The organism is Tetragenococcus muriaticus DSM 15685, assembly GCF_000423785.1.
GTDB lineage: Bacteria > Bacillota > Bacilli > Lactobacillales > Enterococcaceae > Tetragenococcus > Tetragenococcus muriaticus.
Genome location: NZ_AUIQ01000020.1, coordinates 1 through 23386, shown reverse-complemented (window position 1 = coordinate 23386; position 23386 = coordinate 1). Strand labels below are relative to the sequence as shown.

Annotated in this window: 26 protein-coding genes, 2 tRNA genes and 1 pseudogene; 1 reads left to right on the top strand and 28 read right to left on the bottom strand. The window is 36.0% G+C overall.

Annotation, left to right across the window (positions count from 1 at the left end; all coding sequences use genetic code 11):
- Positions 1-217: 217 nt before the first annotated feature.
- The 19 genes from G577_RS0104895 to G577_RS0104805 all read right to left on the bottom strand — a co-directional run bounded on the left by G577_RS0104895 (position 218) and on the right by G577_RS0104805 (position 18640).
- On the bottom strand, positions 218-577 hold the full coding sequence (locus G577_RS0104895; RefSeq protein ID WP_028790230.1) for a phage holin family protein: 360 nt from the start codon (positions 575-577) through the stop codon (positions 218-220).
- Entirely contained in the window at positions 577-861 is a 285-nt protein-coding gene (locus G577_RS0104890; RefSeq protein WP_028790229.1) for a PspC domain-containing protein, read from the bottom strand. The genes G577_RS0104895 and G577_RS0104890 overlap by 1 nt, the downstream gene beginning before the upstream one ends.
- A 46-nt stretch (positions 862-907) precedes the next feature.
- On the bottom strand, positions 908-2446 hold the full coding sequence (gene liaX, locus G577_RS0104885; RefSeq protein ID WP_028790228.1) for a daptomycin-sensing surface protein LiaX: 1539 nt from the start codon (positions 2444-2446) through the stop codon (positions 908-910).
- A 195-nt stretch (positions 2447-2641) separates the two neighbouring features.
- Positions 2642-3337 carry a phosphate signaling complex protein PhoU gene (gene phoU / locus G577_RS0104880; RefSeq protein ID WP_028790227.1) on the bottom strand — a complete coding sequence of 232 codons (696 nt, stop codon included), beginning with the start codon at positions 3335-3337 and terminating at the stop codon, positions 2642-2644.
- A 36-nt stretch (positions 3338-3373) separates the two neighbouring features.
- A complete protein-coding gene (gene pstB / locus G577_RS0104875) occupies positions 3374-4132 on the bottom strand; it encodes a phosphate ABC transporter ATP-binding protein PstB (protein WP_028790226.1) in 759 nt (252 codons plus the stop codon).
- A gap of 21 nt (positions 4133-4153) precedes the next feature.
- Positions 4154-4957, bottom strand: a complete 804-nt coding sequence (gene pstB / locus G577_RS0104870) for a phosphate ABC transporter ATP-binding protein PstB (protein ID WP_028790225.1) — start codon at positions 4955-4957, stop codon at positions 4154-4156.
- 46 nt (positions 4958-5003) lie between these two features.
- Complete coding sequence (gene pstA / locus G577_RS0104865; RefSeq protein WP_028790224.1) at positions 5004-5888, bottom strand: phosphate ABC transporter permease PstA; 885 nt, start codon at positions 5886-5888, stop codon at positions 5004-5006.
- On the bottom strand, positions 5885-6808 hold the full coding sequence (gene pstC, locus G577_RS0104860) for a phosphate ABC transporter permease subunit PstC (RefSeq protein ID WP_028790223.1): 924 nt from the start codon (positions 6806-6808) through the stop codon (positions 5885-5887). The genes pstA and pstC overlap by 4 nt, the downstream gene beginning before the upstream one ends.
- Before the next feature lie 107 nt (positions 6809-6915).
- Positions 6916-7770, bottom strand: coding sequence for a phosphate ABC transporter substrate-binding protein PstS (locus G577_RS0104855; protein ID WP_028790222.1), 855 nt, complete (start codon positions 7768-7770; stop codon positions 6916-6918).
- A gap of 235 nt (positions 7771-8005) precedes the next feature.
- Positions 8006-9412, bottom strand: a complete 1407-nt coding sequence (locus tag G577_RS0104850; RefSeq protein ID WP_028790221.1) for an MFS transporter — start codon at positions 9410-9412, stop codon at positions 8006-8008.
- A gap of 133 nt (positions 9413-9545) precedes the next feature.
- On the bottom strand, positions 9546-10430 hold the full coding sequence (gene ftsX / locus G577_RS0104845; protein WP_038023649.1) for a permease-like cell division protein FtsX: 885 nt from the start codon (positions 10428-10430) through the stop codon (positions 9546-9548).
- Positions 10423-11109 carry a cell division ATP-binding protein FtsE gene (gene ftsE, locus G577_RS0104840; protein ID WP_028790219.1) on the bottom strand — a complete coding sequence of 229 codons (687 nt, stop codon included), beginning with the start codon at positions 11107-11109 and terminating at the stop codon, positions 10423-10425. The genes ftsX and ftsE overlap by 8 nt, the downstream gene beginning before the upstream one ends.
- Positions 11110-11211: 102 nt before the next feature.
- A protein-coding gene (gene prfB, locus G577_RS0104835; RefSeq protein ID WP_155988489.1) for a peptide chain release factor 2 occupies positions 11212-12325 on the bottom strand; the annotation gives its coding sequence in 2 pieces (ribosomal slippage) (positions 11212-12252 and positions 12254-12325; 1113 coding nt in all).
- A gap of 78 nt (positions 12326-12403) precedes the next feature.
- Positions 12404-14917 (bottom strand): preprotein translocase subunit SecA, encoded by a 2514-nt coding sequence (gene secA / locus G577_RS0104830; RefSeq protein ID WP_028790217.1) that lies wholly within the window; start codon positions 14915-14917, stop codon positions 12404-12406.
- A 288-nt stretch (positions 14918-15205) separates the two neighbouring features.
- Positions 15206-15760, bottom strand: coding sequence for a ribosome hibernation-promoting factor, HPF/YfiA family (gene hpf / locus G577_RS0104825; protein WP_028790216.1), 555 nt, complete (start codon positions 15758-15760; stop codon positions 15206-15208).
- Between the two features lie 126 nt (positions 15761-15886).
- Positions 15887-16564, bottom strand: coding sequence for a ComF family protein (locus tag G577_RS0104820; protein WP_028790215.1), 678 nt, complete (start codon positions 16562-16564; stop codon positions 15887-15889).
- Entirely contained in the window at positions 16561-17868 is a 1308-nt protein-coding gene (locus G577_RS0104815; protein ID WP_028790214.1) for an ATP-dependent helicase ComFA, read from the bottom strand. The genes G577_RS0104820 and G577_RS0104815 overlap by 4 nt, the downstream gene beginning before the upstream one ends.
- 72 nt (positions 17869-17940) lie before the next feature.
- Positions 17941-18261: a PTS sugar transporter subunit IIB gene (locus tag G577_RS0104810; RefSeq protein ID WP_028790213.1), complete on the bottom strand. Its 321-nt coding sequence runs from the start codon at positions 18259-18261 to the stop codon at positions 17941-17943.
- A gap of 85 nt (positions 18262-18346) precedes the next feature.
- The gene (locus G577_RS0104805) at positions 18347-18640 is read right to left on the bottom strand and encodes a DUF7662 domain-containing protein (RefSeq protein ID WP_028790212.1); all 294 of its coding nucleotides are present in this window, start codon (positions 18638-18640) and stop codon (positions 18347-18349) included.
- Between the two features lie 118 nt (positions 18641-18758).
- Here G577_RS0104805 and G577_RS0104800 point away from each other — a divergent pair, with 118 nt between their 5' ends.
- Complete coding sequence (locus tag G577_RS0104800; RefSeq protein ID WP_028790211.1) at positions 18759-19391, top strand: YigZ family protein; 633 nt, start codon at positions 18759-18761, stop codon at positions 19389-19391.
- Positions 19392-19435: 44 nt separating this feature from the next.
- Here G577_RS0104800 and G577_RS0104795 read toward each other — a convergent pair whose 3' ends face one another.
- The 9 genes and pseudogenes from G577_RS0104795 to G577_RS11050 all read right to left on the bottom strand — a co-directional run.
- Positions 19436-20143 (bottom strand): GntR family transcriptional regulator, encoded by a 708-nt coding sequence (locus tag G577_RS0104795; protein WP_028790210.1) that lies wholly within the window; start codon positions 20141-20143, stop codon positions 19436-19438.
- 64 nt (positions 20144-20207) lie between these two features.
- A complete protein-coding gene (locus G577_RS12255) occupies positions 20208-20372 on the bottom strand; it encodes a hypothetical protein (RefSeq protein WP_169357982.1) in 165 nt (54 codons plus the stop codon).
- Positions 20373-20511: 139 nt separating this feature from the next.
- Positions 20512-20583: transfer RNA gene (locus G577_RS0104785), tRNA-Gln, on the bottom strand.
- A gap of 1 nt (position 20584) precedes the next feature.
- Positions 20585-20669 (bottom strand) — tRNA-Tyr (locus G577_RS0104780).
- Positions 20670-20747: 78 nt separating this feature from the next.
- Positions 20748-21002: a DUF2969 domain-containing protein gene (locus G577_RS0104775; RefSeq protein ID WP_038023661.1), complete on the bottom strand. Its 255-nt coding sequence runs from the start codon at positions 21000-21002 to the stop codon at positions 20748-20750.
- A gap of 100 nt (positions 21003-21102) precedes the next feature.
- A complete protein-coding gene (gene yidD, locus G577_RS0104770; RefSeq protein ID WP_028790208.1) occupies positions 21103-21369 on the bottom strand; it encodes a membrane protein insertion efficiency factor YidD in 267 nt (88 codons plus the stop codon).
- A 100-nt stretch (positions 21370-21469) separates the two neighbouring features.
- Entirely contained in the window at positions 21470-21649 is a 180-nt protein-coding gene (locus tag G577_RS0104765; RefSeq protein ID WP_028790207.1) for a DNA-directed RNA polymerase subunit beta, read from the bottom strand.
- A 15-nt stretch (positions 21650-21664) separates the two neighbouring features.
- Entirely contained in the window at positions 21665-22954 is a 1290-nt protein-coding gene (gene murA / locus G577_RS0104760; RefSeq protein WP_028790206.1) for a UDP-N-acetylglucosamine 1-carboxyvinyltransferase, read from the bottom strand.
- Between the two features lie 217 nt (positions 22955-23171).
- Positions 23172-23386, bottom strand: a pseudogene (locus G577_RS11050) (ISLre2-like element ISTeha1 family transposase); the annotation flags it as partial.

Genomic DNA, 23386 nt, shown 5'->3' with positions numbered 1-23386 from the left:
TAAACTTTATGTAAAGCTTTCAACAAACAATGTAAAGTTTAGATGAATCCTTTCTATGTGCTAAAAACAAATTCAGGTAAGCAATCTATTAAACTTATGTCCTGTAATAAATTTCAGGACATAGATCTTGATGAGTTATGTCCTGTAATAGATTTCTGGACATAGATCAGATCTAAATATCTAAAAAACGTCTATTTGAAAAATCAAATAGACGTTTTTATTCTATATATTTTCGCATGTTATGATCGGTCACAATCATATTAACAACTGACATAATAACCGCAACTAATAATGAAGCTCCAAATGAGGAAAAACCAAAATTGGAGGTGCCTACTAAACTCGAGGTCATCTGTAACATAGCCGCGTTAATTAAAAAACTAAAAAATCCAAAAGTTAAAATTGTCAAAGGCAATGACAATAGCATCAAAATTGGTTTTATTACCATATTCAAAATGGATAGGACAAAACTGGCAAGAAGAGCTGTCAAAAAACTTTCAACATGAACCATTTGCGGAAGTAATACCGATAAGCTGATAAATGTCAGCATATTTACGACAAGCCGCTCAAAATAGCTCACTAGAAATCACTCCAGTCATCTTCGTCCACTTTTTCTGCTTCTTTACGTTGTCGTTGCTGCTTTCCATAATTTGTGCGATAACCTCCTGCATGTTTTTCAGGATTCGTTGGAATAAGCAAAGCTAAAACAATGTACAAGAAAACCGGGGAACCGATCCCTAGCAACGAGATAAAAACATAAAGAACACGAACAATTGTTGAATCGACATTAAAATATTCAGCAATCCCCGCTAATGTTCCCGTTAGTATGACATTATTTCTGGATTTTGTGAGTTTCTTTTTCATTCTGTCACCACCTTTAAACAAATAATCCTTCTCTTTTATTTTACACTTATTTACCTGAATCTTTCAAATAAATATTTCCTGTCGTAGTAGATAAATCAATTTGTGCAATGGTATCTTGTTTACGACGAAAATGTAATAACTGATTGGTTCGTTCATCTTTTTGCCGTACGACTTCATAATTAGATAAACGGCTGTTAATTGTGCCCAAATTCGTTTTAGCAGTAGCTTCTAATCCCAATTGAGTAGGAAACGCTGCTTTGATATTTCCATTGACTGAGTGAGCGTTTAAACGATTGGCTCGGTTCTCGTTCATCGTCAAACGAATATCGCCATTAACAATGGACACACCTGTGTTTTGAGGTGTCGTACTCATCGTTACATTGCCATTTACTGTTTCAATGACAGCATCATTGATTATTCCGTTTGATACATTAATCGCACCATGAACACCTTCAATTTCCAACATTGTAGCATTAATCGACGAAATATTGATCTGTCCATTTGTGGTTTTTAGATAGATGTCTTTTACATCTAATTCTTCAATATTGATTGTTCCATTAAGGGATTTGACCGAAATGTGATCATAGGTACGTCTTGGTAAATAAAAGACTAAGTCACAACGAATGCGTTTATTGGGCACTTGAAAAGACAAATGTTCATCGTCTTCTTTAATTTGACTACGTTGTTCAAATGCTTCCTCTGGCGTAGCAGCATCCATTTTGCCATATAATTTTATTTTCGCCTCAATTTTGACATCTGGTTCATCCCACATATTAAAAGTCATGCTGCCATTAGCGACTTTTATATCAAGAATACTTGCATTTGTTTGAGGAAATTCAAAGGTTTTTTCAAATTTAGTCGTAGAAACTCCAGGCACATGCAGATTGACATCTTTCCATTCCACATTTTCATTCACTGTTTCAGAAACACTATCGAATGTTTTCTTCAAAAAATCTCCTAAGTGATTCCCAGCTTCAGCCGTTTTACCGCCAAATTGATTCCACGTTTCTCCAGCTTGTTCTTTCCAGTCTTCTGGAATCTCTATTTTTTCATTCCATTTTTCTTTTGTTTGGTTCCATTGATCCTTACGAATTGACTTTAATTTTTCTTCTAGACGAGTACGTTCTTCATTTAGTTCATCCAAAGAAGCTTGTAAATCACTAATTTCTTCTTTTATTTCTCCCCGTCTCGCATAATCATCTTCGGTAATTTCATCTAGTTCTTCTTGAGTGTCAATTTGCATTAACTCTTCGCGTTTTTCCGTGATTTCTGCTTTAATTCCTTTAATTTCTGCATTAATCTCGTCTAACTCAGCAGAAGCTTTATTGGCATTTGTTGCAAGCTCGTCCAACATATCTTCTAACCGTTGTTTTTCTGCTGAGCTCTTTTCTTTAGTCGCTTGTTCAAAGGCTTCTTCGGCGTCTGTTTGTTGTTCTGCTTGTTTTTGAGCATTTAATTTAGCGTCATCTTTTTGAATTTGTGCTTCGTCTTTATTTTTTGCCGTTTCTTCTAACAGATCTAAAGCTTCTTCGGTAGACAGTACACCTTTTTTTACTAAATCCATAATCCGTTGTCTTTCGTTCATGGCATTTGCCTCCTTAAAAAGTTTTTCCTTACATTATCATTATGCCCTTTTTTTGGGAATTTATCATAGGTCTTAAGTACCAAATTACGAAATTATAAATAAACGTAAAAAGTCAAGAAACAGTAAAAATCAAAAATTAACTTCTTTGCACTTCTAAATAAATAAAGTCGATCCTGCAAAAGGGATCGACTTTATTTATTCACTTAATTCATCTAATTCGCCTAATTGACGATTTGAATTGAGTTCTGTAATTTTCCCAGTGGCCAAGTAAACAATCCATTCACAAATGTTTGTCACGTAATCGCCAATGCGTTCCAAGTACTGGGCAACATTTAAATAATCTGCCCCACTAACCACCGTCTCGGGATTATCTTGCATAAACTTAATCGTATTTGAATAAATCTCATTATAATATTGGTTGACTTGCTTATCCATTTTTGCGATAACTTGAGCGTCTTCTTGATCAGTTTTGACATAAGCAATTAAAACATTATCCACCATTTTTTTTACATAATCTGACATCTCAGAAATGGTCTTTTCAATTTGATCAATTCGTGCAGTACCCTTAACGCGAATCGTAGATTTTGCTATAGAAACAGCGTGGTCTCCCATTCGTTCTAGATCAGAACTAGCCTTCATTACAGTAATAATCGTACGCAGGTCTGTTGTTACAGGTTGTTGCAAAGCAATCATTTCAAAACTTTTTTTCTCCAACTTCACTTCATGTTCATTTACTTGTTCGTCGCGGTCAATAACTTCTTTAGCCAGTTGTTTATCATGGGCGATATAAGAAGAAACGGATTTAGAAACAGCGTCACTTACCATCATCCCCATCTCATAAAACTGATTATGCAGGTTTAATAAATCTTCTTCAAACTGGGAACGTAACATAGCACTCTCACCCTTTCATGTCTATTTTACAAAATTTTAGCCGAATCTACCAGAAATATAGTCATCTGTCTGTTTTTCTTGCGGATACAAAAAGATATCCCTTGTTTTATTAAATTCAATTAAACTTCCATCTAGGAAAAAAGCCGTTTTATCAGAAATTCTAGAAGCTTGTGACATATTATGCGTTACAATCACCATAGTGTACTTTCCTCTTAGCTCTGATAAAGTATTTTCTATTTTCCCTGAAGAAATAGGGTCTAGTGCACTAGTAGGTTCATCAAGTAAGATTACATCAGGATCTATCGCTAAAACACGCGCGATACAAACACGTTGTTGTTGCCCGCCTGATAAAGCTAGGGCACTCTCATTGAGTTTATCTTTGACGTCGTCCCATACGAAAGCCGCTTTTAAACTCGCTTCAACAATTTCGTCAAGTTGCTCCTTTTCTTTAATCCCCTTTAACTTCAATCCATAAGTAATATTGTCATATACAGAAAAAGGAAATGGGTTAGGCTGCTGAAATACCATCCCAATTTCTTTTCTTAAATCTACCGTATCTGTTTTAAGACCAAAGATATCTTGTTCTTTATAAACAACACTTCCAGTAGTACTTACGTTAGGAATCAAATCATTCATCCGATTCAAGCAACGTAAAAAAGTGGATTTTCCACAACCTGAAGGCCCAATCAAAGCAGTAATCTCACCTTTATTAAGTGTAAGGTCAATTCCTTTCAAAGCTTCATTTTGACCATAGTAGAGATGAAGATCTTTTGTTTCAATAATTGTTTCTGCCATGAGTTTATTCCTTTCTTTTTACTAACCAAAATGTCCGGAAACATAGTCTTCTGTTGCTTTTATTTTTGGTCGAGTAAATACTTTACGAGTTACATCATATTCCAACGCATTTCCTAAATAAAAGAAGGCCGTATAATCACTAATACGTGCTGCCTGTTGCATATTATGTGTCACAATAACAATGGAATACTTTTCTTTCAATTGAATCAAAGTTTCCTCAACTGTACCTGTTGAAATAGGGTCTAAAGCACTTGCTGGTTCATCAAGTAATAAAATATCAGGTTTCATTGCAATAGCACGAGCAATACATAAACGTTGTTGTTGCCCGCCTGATAAAGCTAAGGCACTTTTATGCAAAGAATCTTTGACTTGGTCCCATAATGCCGCCTGTTTTAAGCTTGTTTCTACGATCTCATCTAATTTTTGTTTATCTTTTTCCCCATGACGTTCTAGCGCAAACGTAATATTTTCATAGATAGATTTACTAAAAGGATTGGGTTGTTGAAAAACCATACCTATTCGCTTACGCATTTCATAAACATCAACCTCTTTTGAATTAAGGTCGACATCTTTATACATTATTTTTCCACTAACACTTGTACCAGCAATTTCATCATTCATTCGATTCAATGAGCGTAAATAAGTGGATTTCCCACAACCTGAAGGCCCGATTAAAGCAGTGATTTTATTTTTTTCAAATTCTAAGTCTATGCCTTTAATGGCCTCATTATTTCCATACCAGACGTGCAAATCTTGCGTATGCAATATAACATCTCGATCTTCCATTTTAAATATATGTCTATCTTGCAAATTATACTCTTCCATATTCGCTTGAACTCCCTTAGTTAAAAACTAGTAAAATCATGAACACTTAGGCAGAGGTTAATTTTTTGTATAATTTCTTCCCTGCAGCTCGTGCACCGAAATTAAAGAACAATACCGCTAAAATTAAGACAGCTGAAGCTCCTGCGGATACTGCATCGCCATCGGGCATAGTTCCTTCTGAATTGATTTTCCAAATATGCACTGCCAGTGTTTCTGCTTGTCGAAATAAACCAATTGGACTTGAAACACTAAGTGGATTCCAATTAGTGAAGTCTAAAGCAGGGGCACTTTGTCCCGCGGTATAAATTAAGGCAGCAGCTTCACCAAAAATTCGTCCAGAACTTAAAATGATTCCACTTAAAATTCCAGGTGTAGCTGCTGGTAATACAACATGTAATACTGTTTCCCAGCGAGAAAGTCCTAATGCTAAACCAGCTTCTCTTTGTGCTGGATGAATCGCATTTAATGATTCTTCAATATTTCGAGTTAAAAGAGGTAGATTAAAGAAAGTTAATGCTAACGCTCCAGAAATAATGGAAAAGCCATATTCAAACTGTACAACAAAAAGCAAAAAGCCAAATAACCCTACAACAACTGAAGGTAATGAACTTAGTATTTCTACAGAAGTTCTTATAAGATCTGTCACCCAATTTTTTTTCGCATATTCTGATAAATAGATCCCCGATCCTAATGATATAGGTAGGCTAATTATCATGGTAATTAGTAACAAATAGAGCGAGTTAAATAGCTGAATGCCAATCCCACCACCTTCTTGGTAGGACCTTGCTGGCTGAGTTAAAAATTCCCAAGAAATATGTGGTATGCCTCGTGCAAGTATGTACACCAGCAAAAAGGCAAGAACTAAAACAAGAAAGGCAGCAATAATATACAATATTGTTGTCGCAATTTTATCCCAACGTTTAGCTTTCATTTTTTCATCGCCCCTTTCTTAGCAATTAACCGAATAATGATATTAAATATTAATGACATTAATAGTAAGATTAAAGCAAGGGACCAAAGAACATTGTTTTCTACTGTCCCCATAATGGTATTTCCAATTCCCATAGTCAAAATTGAAGTTAACGTTGAAGCTGGCGTGACCAGACTTGTCGGCATTAATGCAGCATTTCCGATAACCATTTGAATAGCTAAAGCTTCCCCAAAGGCACGAGCCATCCCAAAGACAACTGCTGTTAAAATACCAGGAACAGCCGCACGTAGCACAACTTTATAAATCGTTTGCCAGCGAGTCGCACCTAAAGCAAGGGAAGCTTCTCGATAATCTCGGGGAACAGCTTTTAACACATCGACAGTCATTGTCGTTACTGTAGGTAATATCATTACAAACAAAACAAAAGTCCCCGCTAAAATCCCAAATCCTGTTCCACCAAAAATAGCGCGAATAACAGGAACAATAACTGACAAACCAATAAAACCGTAAACTACAGAAGGAATACCTACTAATAATTCAATCACAGGTTGTAAAATCTTCTGTCCATTTTTAGGAGAAATTTCTACCATAAAAACAGCTGCCCCGATCGCAAATGGTGTTGCAATAATAGCAGACAAAAAAGTCACCGTAAAAGAACCCACAATCATCGGCAAAGCCCCTACCATCGGTTGACCGTCTGATCCTACTTGCCCTGGATTCCATTCTGTTCCAAATAAAAAGTCAAAAACATTTACATTATCTACAAAAAAGGTAGATAATCCCCTACTTGCAACAAAGTAAAAAATGGATAATACAACCAACACAATAATCGAAATACATGAAAAACTAATAATTCTTCCTCGTCGTTCTAATTTCGACTTCTTTGATTTTTTGGTTAGCTCTTCTTTTACATTTTCCAAAAGGTTTCCTCCTTGTTTCTTATTACCCTTTCATTCTAACCTCATGAGATCAACTTTTTATAAAGTAAGCGTAAAGTTTACTCCAACTTTGTAAATTTTACGTAAAGTCACTCTACTATATCTCCATTAGCATCTCTTTCAACTTCCATTTGTGATACTGGAATATAGCCTAACTGACCAACTAATTCTTCTTGAACACCATCTGAAAGGATGTAATCCATAAACTCTTTAGTCAGCCCAGTAGGTTCTCCTCTTGTATACATGTGTTCGTAAGACCAAATGGGCCAATTATTTGTCTTTACATTTTCATCAGTTGGTTCTACGCCATCCATAGCTAGTACATCCACATCTTCCGTTACATAAGAGAAAGCAAGATAACTGATGGCACCAGGAGTATCACTAACAATTTGTCTAACCATACCACTTGACTCTTGTTCTTGAGAAGAGATCGCATTTTCATCATCAAGCACCCATTTTTCAAACGTGTCTCTTGTTCCACTACCAGTAGCGCGGTTCAAGATCACGATTTCTTGGTCATTGCCACCTACCTCTTGCCAATTCGTAATGTCACCTAAAAATATTTGCTTCAACTCTTCTTTAGATAATTCCTCAACACCTACTTCTTTATTGACAACAGGAGTAATTCCAATAACAGCCACTCGATGATCTACAAGCTCACTGGCATCTACTCCACTTTTTTCTTCAGCGAACATATCCGAGTTCCCAATGTCTACTGATCCATTTTGGACTTGGCTTAACCCGGTCCCGCTACCTCCTCCTTGAACGTTAACAAATTTGCCTGGTTGGTCTTGTTGAAATTCTTCAGCTACTGTTTCAACTAAAGGTTGTAATGCAGAAGAACCCACTGCTGTTACAGATTCCCCTCGGTCAATCCATTGACTGCAACCAGAAAGTATAATTGTAAAACTAAGAATGAATAATCCTACTATCTTCTTTTTCATTAGAAGCTCCTTTATTAAGATTATGTCTTAAAGTAAAAGATCATAACTCCATACGATATGTAAAGCATGATCGTCTTTATTTTAGCATGTTTCTTTCGACTTAAAAACCTTTATTCTACCTTCAAAAAAAGAAAGGGATTTCTTCTGTGCCAGGGAAAATTTAACTTACACAGAATCGTTGTGCTCATTTTATTTATGTAAAAAAAACTCAGTCTAAAGAGAATAGGATTTTTTATTATTTTTGAGTGTTCACGGTTCTTCTTTTTAGATAATGACTAATAACCACAGTTAACAAGCCGATCCCTGCTAAAATGGCAAGAAGGATGAAATCGATGCGACTGCCGCGTGCTGTTAATGTAGCTAAAGGAAGGCCCCCTTGTAATTGCACAGAAGAAATAACAGCGGACAAAACGCTTGTGCCAAAGGAACCAGCATATTGTTGAAACGTATTGAACAAAGAATTAATTTCTGCTCTTTCTTCTAAGTTCACTTGTTTACTAGCATCCGACAAAGTATTTCCAAAACCAAAATTAAATCCAACGCGCAAAAAGATATAAATAAATATCATAGAAGCGACACTTAAAATAGGTGTGCCAAAGTAAAAAAGCCAGCATCCTAAAAACATGAATACATTCGCTATTATTAACGGCAGTAAGGCCCCTTGTTTATCATACAAACGCCCAGCATAAGGAGCAATCGCAGCTCCTAACAACGAACCCGGAAATAAAATTAATCCAGCCATGAAAGGAGCTGTGCCTAAATAATCTTGGGCAAGAATAGGTAAAACAAAAGAAATACCAATATTAATAAATTGCAAAATAAAAAAGTTTAGCCAGCGTAAACCAATAATCGGGCGTAATAGCAGAGCAAAATTTAATATCTTTCTTTCTGAAATACGAAAATGAATAAATAAGGCGATAAGTCCCATAATAAAAATAGCTAGGAGCCCAAAAAAAGATAAACTATCAAACCCATGAGTTCCTGCGTTGGCAAACGCTACGCTAAGACTGACAAATACCCAAGCTAAAAGAACAACCCCCATCCAATCAAAACGTTGATTTGTTCCCACTGCTTCTAAGTGAATATGTTTGATTCCTAGCCAAATAATTCCAAAGATAATAGGAAGCGTCAGTAGAAAAATCGCACGCCAGGATAAAAATGACGTAAGAAAGCCCCCATATGTCGGTCCTAACGCTGGAGCAAACGAAGTAACCATGCTGCCTACTCCCATATAAAGACCGACCTGACTTTGCGGAATAAGCGATAAGATGATATGAAACATCAAGGGAGTAGCTAGACCTGTCGCAACTGCTTGGAATAGGCGCCCTGTCATTAGCATTGGAAAAGAGACAGCACTAGCACATAATACAGCCCCAATAATGCAAAATAATACAGCTATTCGAAATAAAGATTGTGCCTTGTACTTTTTAATCAGATGACCTGTGGTGCTCATAATAATGGTCACCATAAGTAAATATCCTGAAGTCGCCCACTGCATAATTCCCAGAGGAACATCGAATTCTTTTGTTAATGTTGGAAAAGCTACATTTAATGAAGTTTCGACTAAAATTCCTAAAAAAGAAAGTAATGCCACCGCAGCTATCGCTAACTTTGTCTGTTTAGATACAAATTCATTTCCCATACCATTTGACTTCCTTTCTCTATCACATTTAAAAAACTTAAAAACTTATCATTTATAGAAGATGCAAAAAGCAGTTAGATAAAGAATCTAACTGCTTTTTGGGTTCTCAAAGTAATAAGTTTTCTTATTTCATCTAGAACTTCAAGAAACGACGCATAGAAAAGGCTGACCCAAGGGAACCAATCGCAACACCTATAACTGCTAGTAACAAACTCATTTGCCAATTAAAAGTACCTGGCGATAACAAGCTGTAGTTCGAACGTTCTAATATCGGATTAATTAATTCAAAAGCTTTATTGTAACCAGTATGCATTAAAACAATAGGAATAATAGAACCTAACAAACCAATCCATCCGCCTTCGAGGAAGAATGGCCAACGAATGTACCCATTTTTCGCCCCTACTAAACGCATAACTTGTATTTCTTCTTTACGAGTTAAAATTGTCATACGAACAGTATTCGAAATCAAAAAGATGGCCACGATAATTAAAATAATGGAACCGATCAGTCCCCATGTTCGTGTATTTTGCGCAATACTAAAAATCCTATCAGAAAGATCTTCACCATAAGAGGCTTCTTGAACATATTCGGTCATGCCTTCAGCTTCTTCTGTAATAGCTTCTACATATTGCGGTTCGTCTGCGCTGACAATAAAGACATCAAGTAATGGATTGTCTTGGTCAAATAGCCCCCAAGAATCACCATATGAATTTTGAACTCTTTCTAATTCCTCATCCCTACTTGAATAGTCAATGGAAGCGACATGTGGAATTTCTTCCAGATTATTTCGTAATTCTTCTTTTCCTTCTTCATCCGTTTCATAATTAACATAAACGGAGACTTCAACATTGTTTTCCATATCTTGGGCTAACTTTACAGTATTTAAAATAATAACAAGAAAGGTCCCTAATAAGGTCAATGTGACAGTCACTGCAGTAATAGAGGAAAAAGTCATCCAACCATTACGACGTAAACTCTTTAAACTTTCTAAAACATGCTGGAAAAAATTCCTAATCATCGTATCCATACTCTCCTTCCGCTTGGTCGCGAATAATTTTGCCATTTTCTATAGCAATTACGCGATGACGAATAGTATTTACAATCGTACGATTATGCGTAGCCATTACGACAGTAGTTCCTTGAGCATTAATACGATCCAATAATTTCATAATTTCCCAAGAAATTTCTGGGTCCAAGTTCCCAGTAGGCTCATCAGCTATTACTACTTGAGGTGTATTCACAATAGCTCGAGCAATCGAAACACGTTGCTGTTCGCCTCCGGATAATTGGTTAGGAAAAACACGTGCTTTATGTTTTAAACCGACCATATCTAATACATCCATCACTCGTTTTTTTATTTCCCTAGGTCGTTTTCCAATCACTTGCATAGCATAAGCAACATTTTCATAAACGGTTTTTCTTTCCAACAATTTATAGTCCTGAAATACTACGCCGATTTCACGTCGCAAGTAAGGCACTTCCCGATTTTTGATTTTCGTCAAATCATAATCAGCAACTTTTAAATCGCCATTGCTAGCTTTTTCTTCCCGATACATTAACTTAATAAATGTCGATTTACCGGCACCAGAAGGACCCACAACATAAACAAATTCCCCTTGATCAATCGAAATTGAAAGGTCACGAATAGCTGCTGTACCATTTGTATATTTTTTGGTTACATCCTTCATCTCAATCATGGCTATCTCTCCTCAACAATTTTAATCATACCACATAATTATAGCATGGAAATATTTCTTTTGGTTTGCACTAATTTAAATTTTCTTTTCAATCTAATAACTTCATTCATTTGATGCATCGAGCCGCATTTTTAAATAAGCATCAATAAATTCATCCAAATGTCCGTCCATTACGGATTGTGTATTCCCAGTTTCATGATCTGTGCGGTGATCTTTAACCATTTGATAAGGATGAAAAACATAGGAACGAATTTGAGACCCCCAACCAATTTCAAGCTGTTCGCCTCGTAGTGCCGCTTGCTCTTGCTCTTGTTTTTCAACTTCTTGTTGGTACAATTTCGCGCGCAACATGTTCATCGCTTGTTCTCGGTTTTTTATTTGTGAACGCTGAGCTTGGCTAGCCGCCACCGTTCCTGTTGGTAAATGCGTAATGCGGACGGCTGACTCTGTCTTATTAATATGTTGTCCACCAGCACCACTTGCGCGAAAAGTATCAATTTTTAATTCATCTGGACTAATCTCAATATCAATAGATTCGTCTAACTCTGGCATTACTTCCACCGAACAAAAGGAGGTGTGTCGTCTTTTTGCCGCATCAAAAGGCGATGTTCTAACAAGACGGTGCACTCCTTTTTCTGATTTTAAAAGGCCATATGCATTATGCCCTTTAATCATTAGCGTCACACTTTTAATTCCTGCTTCATCGCCAGCTTGATAGTCGATAGTTTCCACAGAAAAGTGATGATTTTCTGCCCAACGAGTGTACATACGCAACAACATACTTCCCCAATCTTGAGATTCGGTGCCTCCAGCACCAGGATGTAACTCAATAATAGCATTATTCCTATCGTAGGGACCATTTAATAATAAATTCAATTCATAATCTGCAAGTTCTTTTTGTAATGCCGTCATTTTTTCTTGCAGTTCTGCTTCTAAATCACTATCCGCTTCTTCTTGAACCATTTCAAACAAAACGCCTGCATCTTCAACACCCTGTTCTAAATGTTTAAAGTTGTCATACGTTTTCTTTTTGCGGTTATTTTCATCGATCACTTTTTGCGCATTCTCCTGATCTTCCCAAAAAGACGGATCGGCCATTTGATTTTCCGCTTGTGCGATGTCTTCTTCTAACTGTTCGAGGTCAAAGAGACCTCCTAAAACTTGCGACTTGTTCTTTCATTTCTGCTAATTGACTTTGTATTTCTGATCTTTCCATCAATATCCTTCTTTCATCGATCACTTATTTATATTGCGCAAAATAAGACTGGGCGTTACGTCCAGTCTTATTTGACTTTTATTTTTTTCCATGACAATTTTTATATTTTTTCCCACTACCACATGGACAAGGATCATTACGCCCCACTTTTTTTACATTTTCTGAACTTTTTTGTTCAGGACTTGTATTCTCTGAATTGGGAGCTTCAGCTTCGCCTTGAGCTACTTGTTCTCTTTGGACATTTTGACGAATTTCAGCTTTCATAAATAGACGGGTCACATCATATTCAATTGCACCAATCATATTTTCATACATCGTAAAGCCTTCACTTTGGTATTCGACTAATGGATTATTTTGTCCATAGGCACGTAGCCCTATTGATTGACGTAATTGATCCATTGCATCAATATGATCTGTCCATTTTGTATCTACAACACGTAAAATAACCACTTTTTCAAATTCCAACAATTGTTCTTGACTATTTAACTGTTCCGTTTTTTCATCAAATTTTTCTTGAGCCAGTTGATATAAATAGTCGGTTACTTCTTGGGGCGTTTTTCCTTGTAAATCGTCCACAGAAATCGCATCTTCATGAACTAACACACTTCCGGCAAAGTCCACCAAACCTTCATAATTCAATTCATTTTCTTCAAATTGTGTATGTCCAGCTACCGCTCGTTCAATTGTCCGTTTGACCATATTCATCAATGTTTTTGATAATGACTGATCTTCCAAAATCACTTGTTGTCTTTGTCCGTAAATAACTTCACGTTGTTCACGCATGACATCGTCATATTGTAAAACGTTTTTCCGGGCATCATAGTTATTTCCTTCGACCCGTTTTTGTGCTGCTTCGACTTGTCTTGATAACATTCGACTTTGAATCACAGCATCTTCATCATCCACTCGCATCCGTTCTAAAAATCCACTAATTCGTTCTGAACCAAATCGTTTCATCAAGTCATCTTCTAAAGACAAATAAAATTGTGATAGGCCAGGATCTCCTTGACGTCCAGAACGTCCACGTAATTGATTATCAATACGACGTGATTCATGTCGTTCTGTACCGATAACTGCTAGTCCACCGACTTCAGCTACACCAGGACCCAACTTAATGTCTGTTCCCCGACCGGCCATGTTTGTTGCAATGGTGACAGCACCTTTTTGTCCAGCATTCTGAATAATTTCTGCTTCCTTAAAGTGGTTTTTCGCATTTAAAACTTCATGAGGAACATTTTCTTTATCCAACATATTCGATAATAATTCCGAAGTTTCTACCGCTACTGTTCCTACTAGTACTGGTTGACCTTTACGATATCGTTCTTTAATATCTTGAGTCACAGCTCTAAATTTACTATTTAAAGTAGGATATAATAAGTCTGATCGGTCGTCACGAATAACTGGTTCATTGGTTGGAATTTGAAGGACTTCCATATTATAAATCTCACGGAATTCTTCTTCTTCTGTTTTAGCCGTCCCTGTCATACCAGCTAATTTATTATACATACGGAAGAAGTTTTGGAAAGTAATGGATGCCATTGTTTTTGTTTCATCTTCAATATCAGCACCTTCTTTAGCTTCAATCGCTTGATGCAAGCCATCAGAATACCGACGACCCTCCATGATACGCCCGGTAAATTGATCAACAATTAAAACTTTCCCATCTTGAACAACATAGTCGTTATCACGAATCATAATATAGTTCGCCCGTAGCGCTTGATCCATATAATGCGTTAATGCAGCATTTTCAATATCATATAAATTGTTTAATCCAAAGGCTTCTTCTGCTTTTTCGATCCCTGTTTCAGTTAAACTGATTGTTTTTGATTGAACATCAATTTTATAGTCTTCTTCTTCTTGCAATCGTTTAACAAAACTATCCGTACGCTGATAAAGAGCTGTTGATTTTTCAGCTTTTCCTGAAATAATCAAAGGGGTTCTAGCTTCATCAATTAAAATGGAGTCCACCTCATCAACAATGGCGTAATTCAATGGACGCTGTACCATTTGATTAGGATAAACGACCATATTATCTCTTAAGTAGTCAAATCCAATTTCACTATTTGTACTATAGGTAATGTCGCTATAGTATGCGGCACGTTTTTCTTCTGTTGATTTGGAGTTAACATTTAAGCCCACAGTGAGTCCTAAAAAATTATACAATTCTCCCATTTCTATCGAATCACGGGAAGCCAGATAATCATTAACAGTAACTACATGCACACCTTTTTCCGATAATGCATTCAAATATACAGGCATAGTAGCTGTTAAAGTTTTCCCTTCACCTGTGCGCATTTCAGAAATGTTACCTTCATGTAAAACAATGGCTCCCATTAATTGAACGTGGAAAGGATACAAACCAAGAACTCGTTTAGCTGCTTCCCGCACAACTGCGAAAGCTTCTGTCATCAAATCATCCAACGTTTCGTCATTTTTATAACGCTCTTTAAATTCTTCTGTTTTTTGCCGTAATTCTTCATCAGTTAACGCACTCGTTTCGTCTGCTAATGCTTCAATTTTATTAGCCATTCGACCGAGACGCTTTATTTCTTTTTTATCATTTTCAATCAATGTTTTAAAAAAGTTGGCCATTCTTATAAAAATCTCCTTTATTTAAAACAATAAGTAAAACTTACTGTTACATTGTCACCTTATTTATATAATATATCTTTTGTTAACAAGTCCTCGCTATATTCTAGCATGTGTTTTAGTTGATTGCTACCATTTTGTAAAAGCCTGTCATCAATTTTCTTTTCCGTTATTAATCTAACATGAAAAAGCCCATAGAACAATTCTATGGACCTTTTATTAACAAAAATTTTTTACTCCAAAAATAAAGCAGAGGTGTTTTTTAACGCCTCTGCCTTTTATTTTCTTTTGTTAGTCAGTTTCAATTAATCCATACTTGCCGTCTTTACGACGATAAACAATGCTAGTTCCTGTAGTATCTGCATCTTCAAAAATGAAAAAGTTATGACCTAACATATTCATTTGTAATACAGCTTCTTCACTATCCATTGGTTTTAATGAAAGACGTTTTGTACGAACGATTTCAAGGTCAGAACCGTTATCTTCTTCTGTATCTTCATCAGCAAAGAAAGCAGTTTGATCAACTTCGGGTTTATTCGTTTCCCGTTTTTTTCGATTAATTTTTGTTTTGAATTTACGCACCTGACGTTCTAATTTATCAACGACTAAATCGATGCTTCCATATAAGTCTGGTGAGGTTTCTTCTGCACGCAAGACAAGATAAGGCAACGGGATCGTCACTTCTGCTTTAGCTGTTTTTTCTGTGTAAACTTTTAAGTTTACATGAGCGGTTGCTTCAGGTACATCGTTAAAATAACGTTCTAATTTACCCACCTTTTTTTCCACGTAATCGCGAATCGTTTGAGTAACCTCTATATTTTCTCCTCGAACATTGTATCTGAACATAACAATTGCCCCTTTCATCTACCAATTAAAGAGGAAAAGGTTCCATCTTTTTTCCTCTTCTTATGTTTATTATATCGAACTTTACTATAAATGCAAAAGAAATCGTTAACAGTTTTTAATATATTTTTAACGTGCAAGCGAAAAAGTCTGGATTTTTTCTGGCTGATACTTTTGCAAAATTTCAGCTGCATGAAAAAGAGTTCTTCCTGTAGTATAGACATCGTCTACAATGAGTACTTTTTTATTTCTTATTTTAATAGTCTGATCAGTTGCCGCAAATACTTGCGGTGACGCCAAGCGCTCTTGGCGGTTCTTATTTGATTGTGGCAGAGTATCTATCGATCTTTCTAACAAAGGGGAAGTTTTTATATTAGCTGTCTGCAAAAAGGCTTCAACTTGATTAAAACCGCGCTGTAAAAAACGTTGTTCTGATAAAGGAATACAACAAATAATCCAATCTTTTTTATGAGAAAAATATTCTTGAATTTCCACAGTAAATGTTGTCTTTAAACGAAAGTCTCCTAAAAATTTATACTGATAAATCCATTCTTTAAAAGCTTCGTTATAATTAAATAAAGCTTGATGGCAAAAATCATAATAAGGGTATTGTTTTTTCCATTGTTGACATTCATCACATCTTACCGTCCAACCTGGTTTAAAGCAAGTTGGACACACAGGATCTGTAATTTTTTTAAATTTTTTCTGACAAAGAGAACATCGTTCGCTTTTTATTAATAAGGGAAAAAGAATTTCTTTAAAGGTTAAATTACGAATGATTTCTTGTTGACAATAACTACACTTCATACGAATAAACTCTCCTTAGCTAATCGATTCATTCGTTTGATTTCGTCACATGCCTCACCAATAGCTTGGGTTTGCTGGTTATAAAAAAAGAGAACTTGTCCATAGTGATACGCTCCTTTACGGTCAACACGTCCTGCAATCTGTACTAAAACCGACTTGCTAAAAATATTATGGTTGGCCCCCATAATAATCACAGAAATATGATCAAAGGTAACTCCGCGTTCTAAAATGGTTGTACAAAATAAGATGCGATACTCTCCCTTACGCATCCGTTGAACTTTTTCTTCTCGGTATTTATCTTGAGCTGAAACACATTCAATCTCAGAGGAATGAAAAAATTCACCTACTTTTGTATATAACTTCTGCATGTAGTAAATACTAGGACAAAAAACAAGGACATTATTATCTTGAAGCAATTTTTTGAGATAAAAAATAAATTTTTTTATCTTCCAATTTGATTGATAACAATATTTCCAATTCTCATACCAAATCAACTGAGGAACAACTAACGGACGTTTATGAAAACGCACTGGCAATTTTTCTATACAGAACGTTTCCTTTAACGAACGCAATAAATGAGTAGGAGGCGTAGCACTGAGGTAAACATATTTTCCATTCTTTTTTAACGCATTTTTTTGCGCAAAAGCTAACCGCTTATCTCCTTCATAAGGAAAAGCGTCAATCTCATCAATGATTAATAAATCAAAAGCATGATAAAAGTGAAATAACTGATGAGTCGTACAAATCGTTAAAGCATTATAACGATAAATTTCGTTAGAATTTCCATACAAAAGCAAGGTATTTTCTTTAGGAAATACTTCATTAATCCGGGGATAAAGTTCACGACAAACATCAATTCTTGGAGAAGCAATGGCTGCTCGCCCGCCATTTTGTAAACAATACCGTAACACGGCAAAAATCATTTCGGTTTTTCCTGAACCAGTAACAGCCCAAATTAAAGAATGTTTATGCTGTTGGAAATTTGATAAAACGTTGCATGAAACTTCTTGTTGAGCTGGTGTTAACATTTCTTGCCAAGTAAAAGTAACTAAACGAGGAGGATTTTCTTTTTCTTCCTGTGAGACCAAATAAGACTGGCTAGTTATTCGCCCAAATTGAATACAATAAGGACAATAATAATCTTGTGTAGGTAATCGTGCGATCTCTTTAGAAAAGTGACTACCACACCGCTGGCAAGTAATTTTAGAATCTATAAATAATCCTCTTCTAGATTGATAGGTACAATCAAGTGTATCCTGATCTTCTTTTGTCATCACTATTTGACGTCCATATAATGCTTCCATAATTATCACCTCAATGATAAATACGCAAAAAAAGCGAGAATCGTTTTTGATTCTCGCTTTTTTATAAATTTTTTAATTATCAATTAAATTAAGGGCTTGTTGTAAAACATTTTCTCCGTTCATCATACCATAATCTGACATATTAATGACATCGACTGATATACCTTTGGGAGACAAACGTTTTTCATAATCATCTTTCATAAAGCGTACTTGAGGCCCTAATAATAAAACATTCACGTCTTTATTGTCCAATTGAGCGTCAGCTTCAGAAGATGATACAGCAAAAATGTCTGCATCAATTTCTTGCTCTTCAGCAGCTTTTTGCATTTTTGTTACCAACAAACTTGTGCTCATCCCAGCGGAACATACAAGCATAATCGTTTTTTGTGCCATAAATAATCTCTCCCTCTCTTTAGAGCTAAAAACAACAAAGTATATATTTCATTATAAAGTTTTTCAAGACGATGTCAACGTTTACTTAATCAATTGGACGGATCCAATTCGACTTGAGTAATGGACGAAAAACAACGAATTCTTTTTCCAAGTTGACATAAACCACTTCATAATTTGCATTCAACCAAGCATAAGCCCCATTTTCTGGATGCAAATAGTCATTCGTCCACCAGTCTACCGATGTGCGAGCTGATCTAGGTAACCCCCGAGCAGGAAATAACAACTCATCAAATTGAGTAAAAGTCAATGTAACTTGTGTGCCTCCATTATTTTTTAGGTAGGTAGTAATTACGTCATACTTTTTTCTCCTTCCCGCCATACCAAGCACCCCTTTTTCCATTATCACGCTTAAAAAGATAAAATGCAACTTTTCACTGCCATATCCTTTCTATCTATATTATACTATAAATGAGGAATAAAAATAGAGGAGAATCATCATGCAAGATACCTACCGAACCATTCAAAAAAATGGACAAGCAGAAATAGAAATCAAGAAATCACGCTTTATATGCTCTTTAAAACGTGTATATACGGAAGAAGAAGCAAAAGATTTCATTCAACAATTAAAAAAAGAACACTGGAAAGCCGCCCACAATTGTAGTGCTTTTATGATTGGTGAAGAAAATGAAATTCAACGTTCAAGCGATGATGGCGAACCTGCAGGTACTGCTGGTCACCCAATGTTAGAAGTACTTAAAAAACAAGAGTTAATCAATGTTTGTGCAGTGGTCACTCGGTACTTTGGTGGAACAAAATTAGGAGCTGGCGGTTTAATTCGTGCGTATTCCCATTCTGTCAGTCATGCATTAGAAGAAACAAGAATTGTACAAGGCACCCTACATCAAGAGATCTACGTGACTGTTGGTTATTCTCTTTTAGGGAGATTACAAAACTTTTTGGAACAACAAAACTATATCATCGAAGATACTCACTTCTTAGAAAACGTGACAATGTGTGTGCTTGTCCAAGAAACACAGCCCTTTATTGCTTCTATAACAGAATTATTAAATGGGCAAGCAAAACTTGAAAAAGGTGAGAAACGTTACTATGAACATGTAGTTCAAAAATAAAGACACTGCGTTCCATTTTATATGGAATTAGCAGTGTCTTTCTGTTATTTCTCCAAAAAAAATTCGAAACGATTACCGACATACTGACTACGTACATATTCAAAAGGTGTACCATCAGTAAAATAAGAAACTTGTCGCATCAGTAAAATAGCATCGCCCTTTTTTACTTGCAAGTACTCAGCTTTTTTTTCTGAAGCAACCATAGCAGAGATCGTTTGATCTGCGCCGCCAATTTTATGTTGTCCTTTTTCCTCTAAAGTACGGTAGAGTGAGGTAGAAATTTCAGTTTTGCTGAAATCACGAATAATCTTTTCTGGAATGCTCGCAACTTCAAAACAAATGGGAATATCATCTGCTAAGCGTATTCGCTCCATTCGTAAAATTGTCTCATGTTCTGATAAGCTTAACCGTTCCATTTCACTTGAACTTGGTTGTGTAAAAAAGTAAGAGACAGCTTTGCTTGAAGGGTATCGTCCTTGAGAAAGCATGATTTCAGTAAAACTAGTGGTACCTGACATTTTCTCTTGCACTTTTTGCCGTGCAACATAAGTGCCTGACCCAATTTTTCTTTCCAATATACCTTCATCTGATAAAGTTTGCACCGCTTGTCTAAGTGTCATACGACTAACTTCAAAGTCTTCAGCAAGTTCTCTTTCAGAAGGAAGTCGATCTCCGATTTTCCAGTATTCTGCTTCAATTTTTTCTTTAATTTTATCATGAATTTGAAGATATACAGGTAACGTTTCAGCCACAAATTTCACCTCCTACTTACAAAATTAATCTTCTTCAAAACAAAAGCTGGATAGGTTTTCCTGGTTAACGAATCTTGGCTTGCCATTTAATTCGTTGACGGGTAGGTCGTTTTTCCTTAACTTCAACTCCTTTTTTCCCTACATTTACTTGCACATCTTTTTTGGATACATCGTAAATCGTTTCTGCAGCTTCAATCACTTTTTCCTTTAAATTTTCGCCTAATTTCATTCTAACACTTCCTTTTTTGACTTAATTGAAAAATAGAGAGTTTCAATTTTCCAGAATAGTAAACTTTCTTTTAGATTATCGCAAAAGCAAAATGAAATCAACAAAAAAAGCATCAGAAAAAATCTGATGCTTACACGAACTGGGATAGCTGGATTCGAACCAGCGCATGATGGAGTCAAAGTCCATTGCCTTACCGCTTGGCTATATCCCAATGGTGGGGGAGAGAGGATTCGAACCTCTGAACCAGAAAGGAACGGATTTACAGTCCGCCGCGTTTAGCCACTTCGCTACTCCCCCAAAAAGCCCGGTATAAAACCTGACTTAGACATGATACAAAATTTTTGCTTTTTTTGCAATAGATTTTTGCAAAGAATTTTATTGTTCATGTAAATTCCAACGACGAATAATTGTTTCGATTGCTGCATTCATATTTTTACTTGTTCCAAGATTTTCATCATCAGCAAAGCTTTGGAATTCTTTTTCCCCGTAACTAAGGACTGCACCAATTTGTTTTTTTCCAATATATAATTCTGTTACTGGATACGTTTTTCCATTAATAGTACGAGTTGTTTCTTCACTATGAACTTCAATTTCTTTATTTTTCTTCAAACCTTTCACCTCATCGACCATTTTAGCATATTTTTTCTGTAAGGCTAGAACAAAAAATTATTTAACGAATATTATTGTAGTAACGTTTGTTGTTTGCAAAGCTCTTCCTTGAACTTACTTATTAATACTTATACTGTGGTTTTTCTTTGTCCTCTTTATTTTTCCTTAATGAAAAATTTTCAGGAACATAATCAATTCCCCCCTTAAACAAAGGGTTACAACGCAATACTCGTGCAATTCCCATTAACAACCCCTTAAATACCCCATGAACCTTTAATGCTTCAAGCATATAGCTCGAACAGCTAGGATAATATCGACAACTTGGTGGAAATAAAGGAGAAATAAAACGCTGATACCCTCGAATTAAGAGAATAAAAAATTTTTGCATAAACTCCAACTCCTTTTGGAAAGAAAAAGAAGCTGGGACAAAAGTTACCAGCAATGTTTACTATTAAATATCATTTATAGGGAAACAATTTCCCAGCTTCTTAAACTTGGATAAACTCAAAAATATGTTGCCATAAAGTACGATTAAAAACCTGCATCGGCGAACCATCACCGATCAAACCATAGCCAACCATTAATCCTATAAAAAATAAGAACATGGCTAATACAATAACTGATAAAATTTTTATTAATGTAATTAACACATCACGACTTAAATGCATCATGACCTCCGATATTTATACATGAATTTCTTCTTTTGCCGTACTATCAGAAACCCGTTCAATATTCGCGCCTAATTTTTGTAATTTTTCATGAAAATGATAGTAACCTCGATCAAGGTATTTTAAATTACGCACACGTGTAATTCCGTCTGCTTTCAACCCAGCTAAAACTAACGCAGCCGCAGCTCGCAGATCTGTTGCATACACTAATGCTCCTTGTAATGAGTCATTTCCTTGCATAATCGCTACATTCCCGTCAATTTTCATATGCGCATTCATTTTTCGCATTTCTTCTAAGTGTTGGAAACGATTTTCAAAAACTGTTTCTGTAGTAACACTCGTTCCATTTGCCAATAATTGTAACACACTCATTTGAGCTTGCATATCCGTTGGAAAACCAGGATGAGGAAGTGTTTTTACATCTGTAGGTCGCAACTGTGCTGGACCTTTTATTTGAATGCCTTCTTCTGCTTCAGTAATTTCGGCACCCATCTCTTTTAATTTCGATAACAATGGACGATTATGTTCAGCAATCGCGTCCTTGATAAAAAGATCATTATTAGGCATAGCCCCAGCAACCATGAAAGTTCCCGCTTCAATTCGATCTTGCACGATAGCATGATGGACTGAATACAAACGTTCTACGCCTTCAATACGCATAGTTTCAGTGCCAGCACCATGAATTTTAGCGCCCATTTTATTCAATACATTCGCTAAATCAACAATTTCAGGTTCTCTTGCTACATTATCAATTGTAGTAATCCCCTTAGCTTTAACAGCTGCCATCATGATATTTTGCGTAGCCCCAACACTAGGAAAATCAAGATAGATGCTATTGCCTTCTAGTTGATCCGCAACAGCTTCAATATAGCCATTCTTTTGATTAATTGTTGCACCTAGGGCTTGAAAACCTTTTAAGTGAAGGTCAATTGGTCGTTTACCAATAGCACAACCTCCTGGCATTGCGACTTGTGCATGCCCATTACGTGCAAGCAACGGTCCTAAAACGACAATAGAAGCTCGCATTTTACTAACATATTCATAGGGTGCTTCTACTTCCAAAGGATTCGAAGCATCAATTGTAATTTCTTTTTTATCTTGATTAAAATCAACTTGCGCATTCAAATGATGAATTACTTCTTTCATAGTAAACACATCTGAAAGAATCGGAACATTACTTAACCTTGTTGTTCCGTCTTCTGCTAATAAACTAGCAGCTAAAATCGGTAAAACCGCATTTTTAGCCCCTTCAATTTCTACAGTTCCTCTTAATGGATTATCCCCATAAACGATAATCTCTTCCATACTGTTTCCCTCCAAATAAAACGTGTCACTTTTTTGACAAAATTCTTTTAAAGTATACCACATTCATCTTCGATAATATAGTTAATTGTTTATTAAGTATGTGTCAAGTTTATTGAGGTTGAATAAAAAAACCGTCTTTTGGGGCAGACACGAAGTTATTTTCAACCTCACTTTCGTTCGGTTTGCCCTCATTATCTCTAACAAAAACAAGTTTTTATTAGAGATAATTCGGGGTCATTATTAATTGGTTTAATCCTTTGGCGAATTGGCCTAAAGGGGCACTTTTCGCTTTTCCTTCGCCCATTTGCCCTTTAAACGCACCTTCATGAGCTTGAAAATGAGGTTTTTTCTGTACCCAGCGTTTCATAGCTTGCCAACGCTTTTCTTGAGCGACGACGTCGTCCGGAAGGGCTTCGTATTGGTTCAACCAAC